Below are 14,846 nucleotides of genomic sequence, written 5' to 3'. Positions count from 1 at the left end.
AGACAATTACTGTTAAAATCTTATTCCTATTTTAGTTAAGGAAATATCAGTGAATGATACTAATAGAGAAAATGAACCATTAATCCCAGCTTCTACTCAACTGCCAGAATTTACTTTTAAAGCCATTATATTATCTATTCTTCTTGCTGTTATTTTATCGGCAGCCAACGCTTATCTTGCTTTAAAAATTGGGACCACCATTTCTGCTTCCATACCCGCATCAGTATTTGCATTAGGAATTTTACGGCTGTTTAAAAAACATAATGTTTTAGAAAGTAATTTAATTCAAACAGCAGCTTCTGCGGGGGAAGGTGTTGCAGCTGCTATAGCCTTCGTGTTACCGGCTATGATTTTTCTCCATATTTGGAAAGGTTTTTCTTATTGGGAGACGGCTATTATTACTTTACTAGGGGGACTTTTAGGGGTTTTATTTGCTGTTCCTTTGCGTCGAATCATGCTTAATCTCCCTGCCTTACATTTTCCTGAAGGAACGGCTATCGGAAATGTTCTCAGAATGAGTGCACAAGGAAAAGCCGGACTGAAATTATTGGCTCAGGGCGGCTTAGTCGGTGGGCTAGTAGCTTTTGCACAAATTGGTTTAAAAGTGGTCACTGATAGTTTGCAAATGTGGACATTTATGGGGAGAACTATTTTTGGTTTTTCGGTAGGTTTTACTCCTGCCACTTTAGCGGCAGGGTTTATTGTGGGTTTTGAAGTAGCCGTGAGTTTGTTTACCGGAGCTTTTGTAGGTTGGTTAATCCTATTGCCTTTTATCGGACTTTATTATGGATTACCTGCCAATGTAACTTCAGCTTATGATGCAGCTACGCAGTTGTGGGATACGCATTTGCGTTTTGTCGGCGTAGGGACAATGCTCGTCGGCGGAATATGGACATTATTTCGATTATTGAAACTTATTGCAAAAAGAATGCGTCTTTCTTTTATTGGTTTTCGAGAAGGTTTAGAAGGAGGTTTGGGTAAGCGCTTACGAACTGAAATGGATATGCCACCGATGTGGGTTGTTGTCGGTGTTTTAGTTATTGCCGCTTCATTATTTTTTTATACTTTCTATTATTTACATCGAGCACATATTGTAGCAACTGTCGATTATTTATGGGTTGTAACTTTTATTTCGGTTATTTATGTAGTAATTATTGGCTTTCTTTTAGCAACCATATCGAGTTATTTTTGTGGATTAGTAGGATCAAGCAACAATCCTTTATCAGGTCTTTTGATTACTGCTATTTTGTTGCTTTCATTTTTATTCTTACTAATATTTCGTGTTCGCGAATCGGAGCAGGCACATTATATTGCGTCTGTGGTTATTGTAATTGCTACTATTCTTGCGGGTATTGGTTCGATTACGGGAGAAAATATCCAAGACCTTAAGGCGGGTAAAATGGTGGGGGCTACGCCCTGGCGGCAACAATTAATGATGGCAATCGGTGTCGGCGTTTCAGCTTTTGTTATCGGTCCCGTGCTTCAACTTCTATTCGATGCTTATGGCATGGGTGGTGTTTACCCACGTCCGGGAATGGATCCTTCCCAGATGTTGGCAGCACCTCAAGCGGGCTTAATGGCGGCTGTTTCTCAGGGGGTATTAACCCGTCATCTTAATTGGGGAATGATCATTGTTGGTGGGATAGTGGCTGTCATTATTATCACAATCGATGAATTTCTAAAGCGCCGTAGTTCTAGGTTGCCTGCTTTGGCAGTCGGTTTGGGTATTTATTTACCCCCCGAGGTAATTACCCCTGTAGTCATCGGCGGGTTGGTAAGTTTTTTAGTTAAAAAGCCATGGCAGATAAAAGAACGTTCAGAGGAAGAGGGCAGAATGGTTAGCCATCAAAACGGAGTATTAATGGCCTGCGGAATGGTGGCAGGGAGCTCCTTGATGGGAGTAATTTTAGCGATTCCGTTTGTTATAATGGGAAGTGCTAATGCATTAGCGTTAGTAGGACAAGGGTTTTCTCCAATAGCGAGCGTGTTGGGGATCCTTGTATTCTTAGCATTGTGTACGTGGTTTTATCGTATTGGCACTAGGCAGAAATGATGGCATTACCTATTTATTTCGATTATATGGCGACTACGTTCGTCGATCCCATTGTAGTGCAGGAAATGATAGCCTGTTTAACTAAGGAAGGAATTTTCGGAAATCCCGCTTCCGAAAGTCATGCTTATGGATGGAGTGCGCGAGAATTAATCAATAAAGCACGCGAGTCTGTTGCGAAGTTAGTAAATGCCGATCCTAAAGAAATTGTTTGGACTTCCGGCGCAACGGAATCAGATAATTTGGCCCTCAAGGGAGCGGCCTCTTTTTACCATCGTAAAGGTAAGCATATCATTACTACAAGCACGGAACATAAGGCTGTACTGGACACGTGTGCTTATCTCTCTTCTAAAGGTTTTGAAGTCACCTATTTAAATCCTCAAGGTGATGGCTTATTAAATTTGGCCCAATTTGAAGCCACTATTCGTTCGGATACAATTTTAGCGTCCTTTATGCATGTCAATAATGAAACTGGCGTTATTCAAGATATTGCTGCTATTGGTGAAATCACGCGCCGACACGGCGTCCTTTTTCATGTAGATGCTGCGCAGAGTGCAGGTAAAGTTCCTATTGATTTAAATTATATGCAAGTCGATTTAATGTCTTTTTCGGGCCATAAACTTTACGGGCCAAAAGGTATTGGAGCTTTATATGTGCGCCGCACTCCTCGCGTCCGCTTAGAACCTTTAATTCATGGGGGCGGCCATGAAAAAGGTTTACGTTCAGGAACGTTGGCCACACATCAGATTGTGGGTATGGGTAAAGCTTTTGCCTTAGCTCAAGAACGCATGATAGATGATGCAAAAAATATTACTCAGTTTCGTGATCGGTTATGGTTAGGGCTATCCCAGTTGGATGGTGTTCACCTGAATGCTGAAACAGCTCCACGAATTCCCGGATGTCTGAATGTTCGATTTGATGGAGTGGAAGGTGAATCGTTAATGGTAAGATTACAAAAAGTAGCAATTTCGAGTGGCTCAGCGTGCAATTCTGCAAATCCTAATCCCTCTCACGTATTATTGGCAATGGGGTTAAACCGAGAAGAAGCTTATAATTCTATTCGCATTAGCTTGGGACGATTTACTACTAAAGAGGAAATCGATGCAGCGATTGTCCATATTGTGGAGCAAGTGAATCGCTTGCGCGAAATGTCTCCTCTTTGGGAGAAGGTTAAGAAAAAGTTAATCAATTAGATCAAGTCATGCGTTATTCTAATGAAGTTTTAGATTATTTTTTGGATACGCAACATGTAGGAATATTGCAAGAGGCAGATCCTCAGGTAAAGCAGGGAGAAATAGGGACTCGCGAGCAAGGTTACTTATTTAGGCTTTATGTCCGTTATGATCAGACTAAAATAAAAGAAGCGAAATTTCAGGCTTATGGGTCTGTTACCGCCATTGCGGCTTGTGAATATGTCTGTCGCTGGCTTGAAAACAAAACCTTTGAAGAAGCTAAACAATTAACTGCAATTCAAATACAAAATGCTCTGAATTTGTCGGCACTCGAAATTCATGCTGCATTTCTAATTGAGCGGTTATGTGAAAAAACTCTGAAAGAAAATCAATAAGAAAATAAGTAAGCTGAAAGAGGGGCTCATTGGACTCATGTACTTATTCAGTGCCTGGATGACATGATTTTTATGTGGATGGTACTGATAAAATTAAATAAAATTGCTCGTGGAAAAATCATTTGGGTGGCTGACGAAAGCACATTAGCTTTAAGTACATTTCTCGTTTTCTGTGTTCCTAATTCGGTGGTTGCCAAACCACTTAAAATAATTGGAGGGTATATCATAGCAATGCTTGTCGGTGAAGCCATGCCGTTTGTTTGCTAATTTTATTGTATTTTATTCCCTCATTGCACCTCTTGCTAATCCTTCTTTTCATTTATTTTGAAATAGCAGCAAGTTTATCTGTGGGTTTGACCTTATTATTAATGATTCTTTCTTAAATTAGAGCATCTTCCGGCGCCCGGCTTAGCTATTGTGATGCTATTAGATATTCGCCATATCGAAGCCATGACAATTATTTCTTGTGGCTGCAATAGGACTAACTCTTATTCGTACAATTTTTAGAAATTATTTGAAAAATTTGGTTTAAATTTTTAGTGGAGACCCTTATACATGGCTCTAAGAAACGCTTCTGGATAATTAAAAGGTAAATCAAAAGAAATTTGCCATGCGGGCAGCCCCGAGGTAACCTTGTTCTTTTATAAATTCGACAGTTTCTCGAGCCGCTTTGAGATCGGGGTAACCAATAAAATCATAAAACTTACAAGCTTCTTTTGATTGCATAATCAGATGAGTGACTCAATAGGCGTGTTTACCCTTGGCGAAATCCGGTTGTGCAGATGTGTATTGATGAACACAGGATCCTGTTTTTGCTTTTGGGCGATCATCGATAACTTTTTTTGTGGAAGCCATTATTATTTTCGGAATTAACTTCAGAAATATAATTGATACTACCATATAAAGGTAAATCAACAACTAATTTTCGTTTGGGAATTCCTAATTGGGTGTAAAGGGATAAAGTTCTGGCAATAGCTACGGTGGAATAGTCGGGAGCTTTCCCATAGATAAGAAGCCGTTACTTCGCCAAGTGCACCATCAAGCTCTGTGTAGGGTGGGTGGATTGCCTCCATAAAATTCATAGGCCATTAAATTTGCCTAATCTACATAAGAAATCTAATTTTTAGGATCTGGATATTGTTTGATAAAAGTGGTTGAAACGGGTAAATCGAGGGAAAAAGCATAATGGTATGAATGTTATTTGTTTCCATCCAGTAGTTAATGGTAAGTAGCCAAGTTCTGCTTAGTAATATAGAATATTGGCGAATTTAAAATCCCCATTGTTTCTTATTATTCTTAAATAAAGAATAAAGCGGCTGAATAAATAAACGTATTTAAATGTTGGATGGCAGATTTATAATGATTTAATGTTGAAGATTGGAGCAACACATTACCGTTATAAGAAGGACGTCAGTACATAATTTCCATTCTAGGTGCCAAAGCACCACGGATAGTCGTCTTGGACGAAACTCTATAGGGAAATAAAAAGAGAAATTATTAAAATCATCATCCGTAATGATCGCAACATATTTTTTCTCTCCTTATTATTTTTCAAAACACTCCAGAGTTTGTAAGCGCTGTTCCAAATATTCGATTCTCTCTAAGAGGTCCAATGCAATACCAATTCCAGGCATATTAACTTCGAGATCGCGATAAAAACTTACTGCGATCTTTGCGCGTTTTAGGCAAGCATTATCAAATCGCCAGGAATTGGGAGCACTACCTTCAGGTTTGATTAATTGATGTTCAACCATTTCAATAACCACTTGTGTCTGTAAATGCACCGCTTGGCAGAATTCTTCCAGATTAAGCGATGCAGACTGCTCCACGATAATACCTTTAAAAATTTGTTTTATCATGATTGTCTCAATAATTCTTTACGTGGATTAAAATGCATGAGTTCCGACATTTTTTGGTATAACTGTTTTTGCTGATCTGTCTTAGGCTCTGGGATATAAATATTTAGAAACACATATTGGTCTCCGGGGGGCTTCCCAGGGAACCCTCGTCCTTTTAAACGAAGTTTTTTCCCTGTTTGAGAGCCTAAAGGCAAAGTGAGGTCAACAGCACCGCCTAAGGTGGGAACCGTGATTTTAGAACCCAGTGCTGCCTCCCAGGGCGTTACAGGTAAATTTAAATAGATATTTTTGCCTTCTATCGTGTAGAGTTGATGGGGCTGTAAATGGATTTCCAAATACAGATCGCCGTTGGGCGCACCCCCTATCCCGGGTGAACCTTGCCCTTGCAATCTGATTTGTTGGCCTTGTGTAACCCCCGCGGGAATTTTTACTCGGAGGGTTCGTGTTGTGTAATTTACTTGGTCGGTTTGTGGGTTAAGCGTTGGCTCTTGAAAAGTGAGTGTTCGGGTTGTGCCCCGAAAAGCTTCTTCCAAATTAATAGTTACACGACTATGTTGATCTTGGCCTCGCTGACTAAACTCCGATCGAGTCCATCTTCTGCCTGCGCCCAATACTCCAAAAAGGGTTTCAAAAAAATCACTGAAATCGCCCTGACGAAATTCTTGATAAGAAGCTTCACTGCGAGGATGAAATTCCCAACCGGGAGGAGGAGTAAAGTCTTCTCCTTGTTTCCACCCCGCACCCATGGCATCGTAAGCCTTGCGTTTTTCAGGATCTTTGAGAACTTGGTAAGCTTCTTTTACTTGCTTGAATTTCTCTTCTGCATTCGGTTCCTTACTGACATCGGGATGATATTTTCGGGCTAATTGCCGATATCGCTTTTTAATTTCATCGGCCGTTGCACTACGTGAAATGCCTAAAATTTTATAATAATCTTGGTATTCCATAAGTTTTATATTAACGCTTTCTGAAAGAGCAATATAGAGGGCTCAGAAAAATAATTGAAGGAAGAGAATTAGAGGCGAGGTGTAGAGTGGAGGGATTAAAAATTAATCAGAGAAAAAATTAATCAGAGATTGGAATAATTAGGACCGTCACCGTCCTTAGGGGAACGGGAACCCACTGAATGTTTTAAGCAGGATCCTTTATATCGCGCAGGTTTGGAAATGAATGCAATTCGAGGCGTTGATTTGTAAACGGGGCTGCCCTTGTTTTTTGATAATTTCGTAAACCTGGGCGGGGCAATAACGTTGTTCAAGATCTGCATATTTAGCAATTGTTATCTTAGTTTCGATTTGAGGATTTTTAACGATTAAATGACAAGATTCATCTTCACGGTGGCGAGTAGCTGTTAAATACACCTAAGTTAATTTGTCGAAGGTTAATTTTCCATCTGGTTTAGTATAAAGCATTTTATGGCATTCTTTCGCGGGTTTTAATGGCTTGGGGTGATCGGGTTGATAATGAAATGTCAAGGCTGCTTGCTTTGCCACGTAAAATAAACTGATCTAGGGCAGAATAGAGAAGGCCTGGCCAATAAATCCTTTGTTAAAATCAGGCCTTATATTTCGCACTGTAGTGAGTTCTTCACAAATCCACGAACGCTTGACGGCATCTGAATATTGTTTTAATTCTTGACCGGATTGAAAATTTTTTCCTGAAGAATTGTGTCTGCTGCTAAAATTCCTGACTTCATGACTGTGTGAGTACCTTTAATTTTCGCTACATTTAAAAATACAGCTGCGCAACCATTATGTATTCGTCCCGGAAAAGTAATTTTGGGAATGGATTGTAATCCTCTTTTAAGGCGCGGGCTCCATAGCCCCACGCATTCGTCATTTTCTAATAACGGTCAGATAAAGGTATGTATTTTAAGTCGTTGTAATTCTTTAAAAGGATTTAATTAAGGATTTTGATAATCAAGTCCCACAATAAGACCTAGAGCAAGTAGGTTATTTTCATAATTAAATAAAAGATCCCCCATAAGTTTTACGATCTAAAGGCCAATTCGCTGTGTTGATGACAGAACCTTTTTTATTTTTCTCAGGAGAAATCTTCCATAATTCTTTAATTCCAATCCCATAACTTTGAGAATCAGAGTTAAGACGTAAATTAAAATGTCGGATTAATTCTTCCGTCAATGATCCTCGGAACCCTTCGGCAAGTAAAGTTTGTTTTACGTATAAATTAAGCCCAGTTTGATAGTGTTCTGTGGGTTGTCCCACTTTGTTTAACCCCTTATAACCTGTTTGAACACCCACCATGGCACCTTTCTTTATTGAAAAGCAATCGATTGGCGGCGGTGAAGCTTGGAAAAATATTAACGCCCGAATTCTCTGCTTGCTCACTTAACCTTTACAAAAATTTTCCAAACTTATTTATGATATAATTATTTTTATTTTTCATAATTTTTTGGTTTGGGAACTGACCAAGCTTTTTTCTGTTAAAAAATAAAAAGCATCGTGAGTAACTGGAAACCGAAGCGGCGTCTCTTGTTCTTTCCAATGGGGAAGTAATTTATTTTAAAGCCCGAACTAATACAGCGCCTGATAGAATGTGGGCCCCGACAGTTCCGACAATTGCGCCTTTTTCTAAAATTGCGATCGAAATTGAAGGGTTTTTGATTGAGAAAGACGAATTGCAGCGCTTATTATTATTAACCTAGCGGGCCTGCATCCACGATTGATACATCGAATTCCATTGATTCGCGGTGCAAATTTTCTTTCGTAGAGTACAGAGTAAGGCATTTGTGGGGCTAAGAAAAGAAGTGTACTATCTACGCAATTATTTTTAGCAAATAGACCTGATTTGACTCTAGGTTCAACTTCAGTTATTGAAAGGAGGTCAGAAGATAGATACTCAGACGATCGATTATCGAGATGAACACACCCTATTACAAGCTTACGTAGCTTATGAAGATTTAACGAAGCAAAAACGATCTATCGTTCTTATTGCTTATGCTTGGCGCGGTCGAGATGATTTTATTGAAAAAAAAGGACGTCATCTTGCTGAATTAGGTTATGTCGATTTTGCAATGGATGTTTATGGTAAGAGGGCGTATTAGGTGATGGGCTAGAAAGCAATCGAAAATTAATGCAGCCTTTTATGGAAGATCGCAAGATGTTGGTTCATCGACTGATGATGGGGTTAGAGACGGCTAAGCAAGTTGACGTAGTAGCCAAAATAAAAATTGCTGCCATGGGATATTTTTTGTAGGGCTTTGTGTACTAGATTTAGCATGAAGTGGGGCTGATTTGAAGGGAATGCTAAGTTTTTATGGGTTATTGCAAGCCTACAATGAAGTCCCAGCAAAAATATAAAAACAAAAATTTTAGCTTTATACGGATATGATGCCCCATGGGGCGGGGCCCCCCAGATGTTGTGCTCAAATTTGAAAAAAAAATGACGGAAGCGAAGGTGGACTGGCAATTGCACGTTTTTGGTGGAACTATGCATGCATTTATTAATTCCGAGGCTAATGATTTTAAGATGGGTAGCGTTTACAATCCGCAAGTGGAATAAGGGTTCCTGGCTTGAGGCTATTCAGTTTTTTGAGGAAATTTTTGAGTGAAGGTTTTGGTTACCCTTAAGCGAGTCATTGACTTGGCTGTAAAAATCCGAGTAAAGGCTGATGGCTCAGGAATTAAAACCGATCAAGTAAAAATGGCCATGAATCCGTTTGATGAAATTGCTGTTGAAGAAGCTGTTCGCTTAAAAGATAAAGGATTAGCACAGGAAGTTATTGTAGTTATTGTAATTTCTATTGACTCAGCGAGCTGCCAAGAAACCTTGCGCAGCGCGCTTGCTATGGGGCGGATCGGGGCATTCTAATAACTACGGACCAACTTCCAGAACTGATCCAAGTAGCGCACTTGCTTAAATCTGTCGTTGAAAGAGAATCCCCCTCGCTCGTTTTTGGGTAATCAAGCAATTGATAATGATTGCAAGCAAACGGGTCAAATGTCAGTGGCCTTATTAGATTGGCCTCAGGGGGGGGGTGTTTCAGAATGTGTAATTGAAGAGGGGCGGGTGCGAGTTACTCTAGAAGTGGATGGAGGACTCGAAAGTATTTCGCTTCGGCTGCCGGCGGTAATTACCACTGATTTGCGCTTAAACACGCCTTGATATACGACATTACCTAAATATTATGAAAGCAAAAAATAAACCTTTAAAAAACATTAACTCCCTAAGAGCTTAACGTGACTCTATCTCCCCATTTAAAAATTTTAAAAATTGAGCATCCCGCGGAGAAAAGCAAAAGCAGAAGAATTAAAGTAAATACTATCAATGAATTATAATGAATTATTAAATATTCTAAAGAAGCATAGGTTTTGCCATGAGTGTTCTTGTTTTGGCTGAGCATTATAATGTTAAGGTGCACTCATCCACGCAGTCTAATGTAACTGCAGCACGTGGATTGAAGCTACCCATTTCGATTTTAGTGGCAGGTTATCGCTGCCAAGCTGTTGCGCAAGAGCTTACTCGAATAAAAGGTATAGACAATATTTTGTTAGTGGATCTTGAGTGTTACCAGCATTTTTTAGCGGAAAGCATCGCTCCCTTATTGGCACATTATGCTAATAAATTTAATTATTTCCTTGCGCCGGCCACAACCTTTGGAAAAAATATCTTGCCTCGGTTAGCGGGAAAGCTGAATGTCGAGCAAATTAGCGATATTATAGCGATCCTCGATAGAAAAACTTACCAACGGCCTATCTATGCCGGGAATGCAATTGCTGTTGTTTCTTCTCAGTATCCTATTCAAGTGTTTACTGTAAGACTTACGGTCCCCCCCCCCCCCTATGAACTGGGTAAAAAATCAGCGCCGATTGAGAAAGTTGAGTTTGCGTCAAGAAACGATCTTTCTATTTTTATTAACGAAGAAGATCATGCGAAAGATCGACCCGAGTCAGATTCGGCAAAAATTGTAATTTTTGGGAAACGCGCTTTAAAACATAAAGAAAATTTTGAACGTTTAGTAAAAATTGCAGATCAATTAGGAGGCGCAGTGGGGGCTTCTCGTGCCGTGGTTGATGCCGGTCTTGCACCTAAATAATGATTTTCAAGTCAGTCAAACGGGAAAAGTCGTAGTGCCCACGCTTTATTTCGCTGTAGGCATCTCGGGAGCTATTCAGAATTTGGTGGGTATGAGGAACAGCAAAATTATTGTGGCCATTAATAAAGACCCCCGACGCATCCATATTTCAAGTTGTAGATTACGGCTTAGTCGTAGATTTGGACGAAGTTTTATCGCAATGGGAACAGGCTCTTTTTGAAATTAGTTATTAATCGGAGATAAATTCATGTTAATAGGCGTTCCAAGAGAAGTAAAAACGGAAGAATACCGTGTGGGATTAACTCCTTATAGCGTTCGTGAACTTGTAAATCGAGGTCATAAAGTTATTGTTGAGCACAATGCAGCCAGTGCTATCAATTTTACTGATGAAGCCTACATGGCAGCGGGAGCTACTGTCGATACGGCTGAATCTCTTTATCAACAAGCAGAAATGCTCGTTAAAGTGAAGGAACCACAACCGAGCGAATATCGTTTGTTACGAGAAGGGCAAATTTTATTTACCTACTTACACTTAGCTCCTGATCCTAAGCAAGCAGATGCATTGGTGAAATCGGGTTGTATTGCTATTGCTTATGAAACGGTTACTTCCAGCAAGGGAGGATTGCCGCTCTTATCACCTATGAGCCAAGTGGCAGGGCGTCTAGCTATCCAGGCCGGTGCTCATTGTTTGGAAAAACCCGCTGGCGGGAGTGGAATTTTGTTGGGTGGTGTTCCGGGCGTTTATCCCGGAAAAGTGACAATTATTGGCGGTGGGGTAGTGGGTTCGAACGCGGTCCGTATGGCAATGGGTAAAAAAGCGCAAGTAACCGTGCTTGATAAATCATTACGTCGTTTAGAAGAATTAGACTTCCGATTTGGAGGTCGTTTAAATACTGCTTATGCAACCGGGGGTAGCATAGAGCAATACGTAACAGATGCTGATCTTGTGGTGGGGGCTATTTTAGTGCCAGGTCAGGCGGCGCCTAAATTAGTCTCACGCGAGATTCTAAAGCGAATGCGCCCAGGGTCAGTCATGGTTGATGTAGCTATTGACCAAGGGGGTTGTTTTGAAACAAGCCGACCTACGACTCATAAAGAACCTACTTACGTTGTCGATGATATTGTTCATTATTGTGTGACTAACATGCCGGGTGCTGTGCCGCGTACTTCCACATTAGCGTTGAACAATGCCACTTTACCTTTTGTCATGGCATTGGCTAATAAGGGTTATCGCAAAGCGGTTTTAGAGGATCCTCATCTTTTAAATGGACTAAATGTTTATTGTGGCCATTTAACACACGAAGGAGTGGCCCATGATTTGAAAAAAGATTTCACCCCCCCTTTAACACTTTTAAATTAAAGATTGTCATCGTGTTCAATAGTACGGCCCGATGGCGATGGTTTCTTTTTCTTTTGTCGCCTCCGTTGGGTTATTTTTAATTGAATAAAAGCAATGATGAAAAGTATTAAGCCAATAATAGCGCCAATAATTGAAAGATAAGAAAAAAGAAAGATTCCTATAATAAATAAAATGACAAAAACAGTCATACCCACGATAGGGACGATGTTTTCCCATAATTGGCGTAGAATGTTTGGCATTATTATCTCCTGCTCCCTTAGATATATTATAGGCTTTTTGCGAGATGCTTTGATAGTAAGATGAGGATTGAGTATTAAAATTTAAATTTTGGGTAGTGTATAAGAGAGTATTTGTATGAAAGAAGCAAAAACAAAATCGTCCTTGGCGAAAATGCCACGTTTGGCATAATTTGAGAATGTGATAATATCAGCCTTCACACCATGCCATAGCATACAAAAATGCGCCATCATATAAATTCCTACGCCTTTTGTCTGAATTAATTGCTTTGCTTTAAAACATCAGCTATTTCGCCTCAATGGCTTCTTCTTGAATTTGAGGTTTTACCATTACCAAATCTACGATACGCTTGAATTTAGATAAGCTTAATAGTTTACCCCCATATATAACACTGCACCATAAATTTCCTTCGATCGGAAGAAAATGGTGAGCACCTAAACTGCGAACTCTTACTTAGTCCAATCATATGGATATCATTTTTAGGATTGATGTTAGGAAAACGATAGGCTTTGGGTTGTGGTTTATAGCGTCCATACAGTATTTCATGGATATACATTTTTAGATATTCGTTTTGGTGTATCAATGACGTTGTAATCATTTTTGGTGTCAATAAGAAAAATTTTAAGGATAATCGAAAACATTTTTTTTTAAGTGACGCTTCCGCTATTTCTAAATCCTCACCTACGTGATCAGAGATATTTTTATTTACTCAGTTAAAATTGTTTTTTTCTTGTAAAAAGTTTAATTGCTCATTAATTTTATAAGTTAATGAGTGTTTCTCTAAGTATGTTTTTTATTGACTTGTCCACGATTTTTATTTCCTTTCAATTTTCTAATATCGTATTCTAATTTCCCTTTTTCTTTAGAATATCTTTTAATCTCTTGATAATGATAATCTAAAAAATTTTTTCTTTCTTCTTCGGAAATACTTTTTTGTAAGTATCAAGCTGGTAATTGGGCGTTTCATAAAATCAGATATAAAAGATTTTAAGATGAGGGAAATCACTAAACAAAACCTGGATAGCTAGAAAGATTTCCCGGGAAAGTTTCGGTTGTTGGATTACAATACAACTTACCTGTGCCATTTAAAGGCATTAAATAGAGTTTACTAGATGTTTTATGGGAAGCATCGATAACAACGGTATCATGAGGATTAGCCTAAAAACCATGATCCAGCATATCTTCTAACCATTGCCATCGAAGCGCTTAATTTCTTTAAAATTAATGCAATAGCAAATAGGATCGTGGTCCGTAAACTGAAAATTTAGTTTGATTTTAATCTAATGTCCGTGAATGGAATAGAATTTAAAACGCTTGTCTATTTCTCGATGGTCGAGATCGATTTCAATTAAACGAGTGATATATTGTTTTGTTTCTTGCATAAGATATACCATATCAAAACTATAGCATATTTCAATAAATACTTCCTTTGTGGTTAAGAGAGAATGAGGGTCCCGAAAATCGGAAGGTTTTTCTAACTTGCTAACAAAGTGTAACTAACAAAGTGTAAGTTTAATAATATTTTAATAAAAATAAAATAAGATTCATTAAATTTATATATAATCGAGCTATAATTAGATGAGAAGATATTTACCGGTATGGCTATAGAAAAAATTTCTTTGATGATATCCCTAAAATATCCTAGAAATTCAAAAAATTTTTTATCTACCCTTAAGGAATTTAAAAAGGAATTTAAAAGAGAAATCCGTTCTGAAGTTTTTCGGATTTATAAAAAAAATAATTAAAGAAGAGTTCGTTTTTAACGATTATAAAAAATTATTTATTAAGGAAGATGGAGCACTTAGTTATAGGGATTATTTATATATTTCTTGTCAAAAAGAACACAGATAGCTAGATATATTCAATTCATTAATCACGAAGGAATTAAGAGAATGCCTGACTCATTAAAATTGGGTCGAAATGAGGATGTGTCTCTAGAAGTTATTATTAATGATTATAGAGATACTATGAGAGGAGTTAGTAACCCCCGATGGTGGAGGGAAATTTTGACTTGGTTTCATCAAGAGGTGTTTCCAGAAATAAAGAGTACAAAAGAAAGATCATCTATTTTTCCATGGGAAGAATGGTTCTTTTACACGAGTGTCTTCCTTGGGAAGGAATGGTTACTCTCGAAACTCTCTATAGAAGATCTAATTCGAGCTTGTAAAAAAAGGACGGTTGGAAGCTGTAAAATCTTATTATACTGAGATGATTACCGATAATGGGATTGACCCAAATGAATTGGCAGGGAATTATAAAAAACTATTTAAAAAAGCATGTAAATACGATCACATCACTATCGTTAAATGGCTTCAGGAGATAATGCCTCAAGAGATATTCGCTCAGTGGGTCTAAAATCCAAAACCTTTTTATAAAGAGGTTGAAAATAATGCGCCAAAAACTATAGCTTTGTACACATCTATTAAACCCAAAAAATTTCAAGATATTGATTTCTGTAATATGGCATTTTTTACAGAATGTAATTGGCGCTACTTTTTCTTTGCAGAAGGTGCGATTTTGATTTTGTTAAATGGTTTTTCTTTCAAGCAGAGTTCCCACAACAACGAAAATTATTAATCACCACAGAAATTACTCAATTTGGCAAGAAGCGTGAGGTTTCTACTACTCTTGATTTGGCGAGGAAAAATAACCACGAGTGTCTGGCAAATTGGCTGAGCTAAAAGATGCAAGAGTTAGGGCTTCTGGAGGCTAAGGGC

16 protein-coding genes and 2 pseudogenes are annotated in these 14,846 nt (G+C 38.6%); 11 read left to right on the top strand and 7 right to left on the bottom strand.

Annotated elements, in window-relative coordinates; all coding sequences use genetic code 11:
* The first annotated feature begins 49 nt into the window (after window positions 1-49).
* The 4 genes from CleRt_RS04675 to CleRt_RS11910 all read left to right on the top strand — a co-directional run bounded on the left by CleRt_RS04675 (window position 50) and on the right by CleRt_RS11910 (window position 3,884).
* On the top strand, window positions 50-2,053 hold the full coding sequence (locus tag CleRt_RS04675) for an OPT family oligopeptide transporter (RefSeq protein ID WP_235378858.1): 2,004 nt from the start codon (window positions 50-52) through the stop codon (window positions 2,051-2,053).
* Window positions 2,053-3,243 carry an IscS subfamily cysteine desulfurase gene (locus CleRt_RS04670; RefSeq protein ID WP_048875792.1) on the top strand — a complete coding sequence of 397 codons (1,191 nt, stop codon included), beginning with the start codon at window positions 2,053-2,055 and terminating at the stop codon, window positions 3,241-3,243. Before CleRt_RS04675 ends, CleRt_RS04670 begins: the two co-directional genes overlap by 1 nt.
* An 8-nt stretch (window positions 3,244-3,251) precedes the next feature.
* Entirely contained in the window at window positions 3,252-3,617 is a 366-nt protein-coding gene (locus tag CleRt_RS04665) for an iron-sulfur cluster assembly scaffold protein (RefSeq protein ID WP_048875268.1), read from the top strand.
* Window positions 3,618-3,695: 78 nt separating this feature from the next.
* Window positions 3,696-3,884 (top strand): HPP family protein, encoded by a 189-nt coding sequence (locus CleRt_RS11910; RefSeq protein WP_235378857.1) that lies wholly within the window; start codon window positions 3,696-3,698, stop codon window positions 3,882-3,884.
* A gap of 327 nt (window positions 3,885-4,211) precedes the next feature.
* On the opposite strand, the gene CleRt_RS13305 is transcribed toward CleRt_RS11910, so the two are convergent.
* From CleRt_RS13305 to CleRt_RS11900, 5 genes are all read right to left on the bottom strand, one after another.
* Window positions 4,212-4,343: a hypothetical protein gene (locus CleRt_RS13305; RefSeq protein WP_306686597.1), complete on the bottom strand. Its 132-nt coding sequence runs from the start codon at window positions 4,341-4,343 to the stop codon at window positions 4,212-4,214.
* An 818-nt stretch (window positions 4,344-5,161) separates the two neighbouring features.
* Window positions 5,162-5,476: a chaperone modulator CbpM gene (locus CleRt_RS04655; RefSeq protein ID WP_048875267.1), complete on the bottom strand. Its 315-nt coding sequence runs from the start codon at window positions 5,474-5,476 to the stop codon at window positions 5,162-5,164.
* A complete protein-coding gene (locus CleRt_RS04650; protein WP_048875266.1) occupies window positions 5,473-6,423 on the bottom strand; it encodes a DnaJ C-terminal domain-containing protein in 951 nt (316 codons plus the stop codon). Before CleRt_RS04650 ends, CleRt_RS04655 begins: the two co-directional genes overlap by 4 nt.
* 198 nt (window positions 6,424-6,621) lie before the next feature.
* Window positions 6,622-6,837 carry a 4Fe-4S dicluster domain-containing protein gene (locus tag CleRt_RS11905; protein WP_235378856.1) on the bottom strand — a complete coding sequence of 72 codons (216 nt, stop codon included), beginning with the start codon at window positions 6,835-6,837 and terminating at the stop codon, window positions 6,622-6,624.
* Between the two features lie 603 nt (window positions 6,838-7,440).
* On the bottom strand, window positions 7,441-7,824 hold the full coding sequence (locus tag CleRt_RS11900) for an NAD(P)/FAD-dependent oxidoreductase (protein ID WP_235378855.1): 384 nt from the start codon (window positions 7,822-7,824) through the stop codon (window positions 7,441-7,443).
* Window positions 7,825-8,309: 485 nt separating this feature from the next.
* Between CleRt_RS11900 and CleRt_RS11895 the strand changes: the two genes are divergently transcribed.
* The 7 genes and pseudogenes from CleRt_RS11895 (at window position 8,310) to ald (ending at window position 11,892) form a co-directional block, all read left to right on the top strand.
* Window positions 8,310-8,540, top strand: coding sequence for a dienelactone hydrolase family protein (locus CleRt_RS11895; protein ID WP_235378853.1), 231 nt, complete (start codon window positions 8,310-8,312; stop codon window positions 8,538-8,540).
* 29 nt (window positions 8,541-8,569) lie between these two features.
* Window positions 8,570-8,692, top strand: a complete 123-nt coding sequence (locus tag CleRt_RS13300) for a hypothetical protein (protein WP_306686596.1) — start codon at window positions 8,570-8,572, stop codon at window positions 8,690-8,692.
* A gap of 141 nt (window positions 8,693-8,833) precedes the next feature.
* Window positions 8,834-8,998, top strand: a complete 165-nt coding sequence (locus CleRt_RS11890; RefSeq protein WP_235378852.1) for a dienelactone hydrolase family protein — start codon at window positions 8,834-8,836, stop codon at window positions 8,996-8,998.
* 141 nt (window positions 8,999-9,139) lie between these two features.
* Window positions 9,140-9,601, top strand: a pseudogene (locus CleRt_RS11885) (adenine nucleotide alpha hydrolase family protein).
* A gap of 211 nt (window positions 9,602-9,812) precedes the next feature.
* Window positions 9,813-10,532 carry an electron transfer flavoprotein subunit alpha/FixB family protein gene (locus CleRt_RS04630; RefSeq protein WP_235378847.1) on the top strand — a complete coding sequence of 240 codons (720 nt, stop codon included), beginning with the start codon at window positions 9,813-9,815 and terminating at the stop codon, window positions 10,530-10,532.
* Window positions 10,510-10,752: an FAD-binding protein gene (locus CleRt_RS14095; protein ID WP_371440255.1), complete on the top strand. Its 243-nt coding sequence runs from the start codon at window positions 10,510-10,512 to the stop codon at window positions 10,750-10,752. The genes CleRt_RS04630 and CleRt_RS14095 overlap by 23 nt, the downstream gene beginning before the upstream one ends.
* 27 nt (window positions 10,753-10,779) lie before the next feature.
* Window positions 10,780-11,892 carry an alanine dehydrogenase gene (gene ald, locus CleRt_RS04625; RefSeq protein ID WP_048875265.1) on the top strand — a complete coding sequence of 371 codons (1,113 nt, stop codon included), beginning with the start codon at window positions 10,780-10,782 and terminating at the stop codon, window positions 11,890-11,892.
* Here ald and CleRt_RS04620 read toward each other — a convergent pair.
* Together CleRt_RS04620 and CleRt_RS14090 are read right to left on the bottom strand one after the other, a co-directional pair.
* Window positions 11,889-12,131 (bottom strand): hypothetical protein, encoded by a 243-nt coding sequence (locus CleRt_RS04620; RefSeq protein ID WP_048875264.1) that lies wholly within the window; start codon window positions 12,129-12,131, stop codon window positions 11,889-11,891. The two genes, ald and CleRt_RS04620, sit on opposite strands and share 4 nt — an antisense overlap.
* Window positions 12,132-12,414: 283 nt before the next feature.
* A pseudogene (locus CleRt_RS14090) lies at window positions 12,415-12,570 on the bottom strand (GTP cyclohydrolase I); the annotation flags it as partial.
* Window positions 12,571-14,846: the final 2,276 nt, after the last annotated feature.

The organism is Candidatus Coxiella mudrowiae (assembly GCA_001077715.1).
In the GTDB taxonomy this organism is placed as follows: Bacteria; Pseudomonadota; Gammaproteobacteria; order Coxiellales; family Coxiellaceae; genus Coxiella; species Coxiella mudrowiae.
This window is presented reverse-complemented; position numbering and strand designations above follow the sequence as displayed.

Bases quoted from the DNA above. Each gene is read 5' to 3' on its own strand.
- CleRt_RS04650 (WP_048875266.1), bottom strand. From the start codon at position 6,423: ATGGAATACCAAGATTATTATAAAATTTTAGGCATTTCACGTAGTGCA.
- CleRt_RS04655 (WP_048875267.1), bottom strand. From the start codon at position 5,476: ATGATAAAACAAATTTTTAAAGGTATTATCGTGGAGCAGTCTGCATCG.
- CleRt_RS13300 (WP_306686596.1), top strand. From the start codon at position 8,570: ATGCAGCCTTTTATGGAAGATCGCAAGATGTTGGTTCATCGACTGATG.
- CleRt_RS04670 (WP_048875792.1), top strand. From the start codon at position 2,053: ATGGCATTACCTATTTATTTCGATTATATGGCGACTACGTTCGTCGAT.
- CleRt_RS04665 (WP_048875268.1), top strand. From the start codon at position 3,252: ATGCGTTATTCTAATGAAGTTTTAGATTATTTTTTGGATACGCAACAT.
- CleRt_RS11910 (WP_235378857.1), top strand. From the start codon at position 3,696: ATGGTACTGATAAAATTAAATAAAATTGCTCGTGGAAAAATCATTTGG.
- CleRt_RS14095 (WP_371440255.1), top strand. From the start codon at position 10,510: ATGCCGGTCTTGCACCTAAATAATGATTTTCAAGTCAGTCAAACGGGA.
- CleRt_RS04630 (WP_235378847.1), top strand. From the start codon at position 9,813: ATGAGTGTTCTTGTTTTGGCTGAGCATTATAATGTTAAGGTGCACTCA.
- ald (WP_048875265.1), top strand. From the start codon at position 10,780: ATGTTAATAGGCGTTCCAAGAGAAGTAAAAACGGAAGAATACCGTGTG.
- CleRt_RS11890 (WP_235378852.1), top strand. From the start codon at position 8,834: ATGGGGCGGGGCCCCCCAGATGTTGTGCTCAAATTTGAAAAAAAAATG.
- CleRt_RS13305 (WP_306686597.1), bottom strand. From the start codon at position 4,343: ATGCAATCAAAAGAAGCTTGTAAGTTTTATGATTTTATTGGTTACCCC.
- CleRt_RS04620 (WP_048875264.1), bottom strand. From the start codon at position 12,131: ATGCCAAACATTCTACGCCAATTATGGGAAAACATCGTCCCTATCGTG.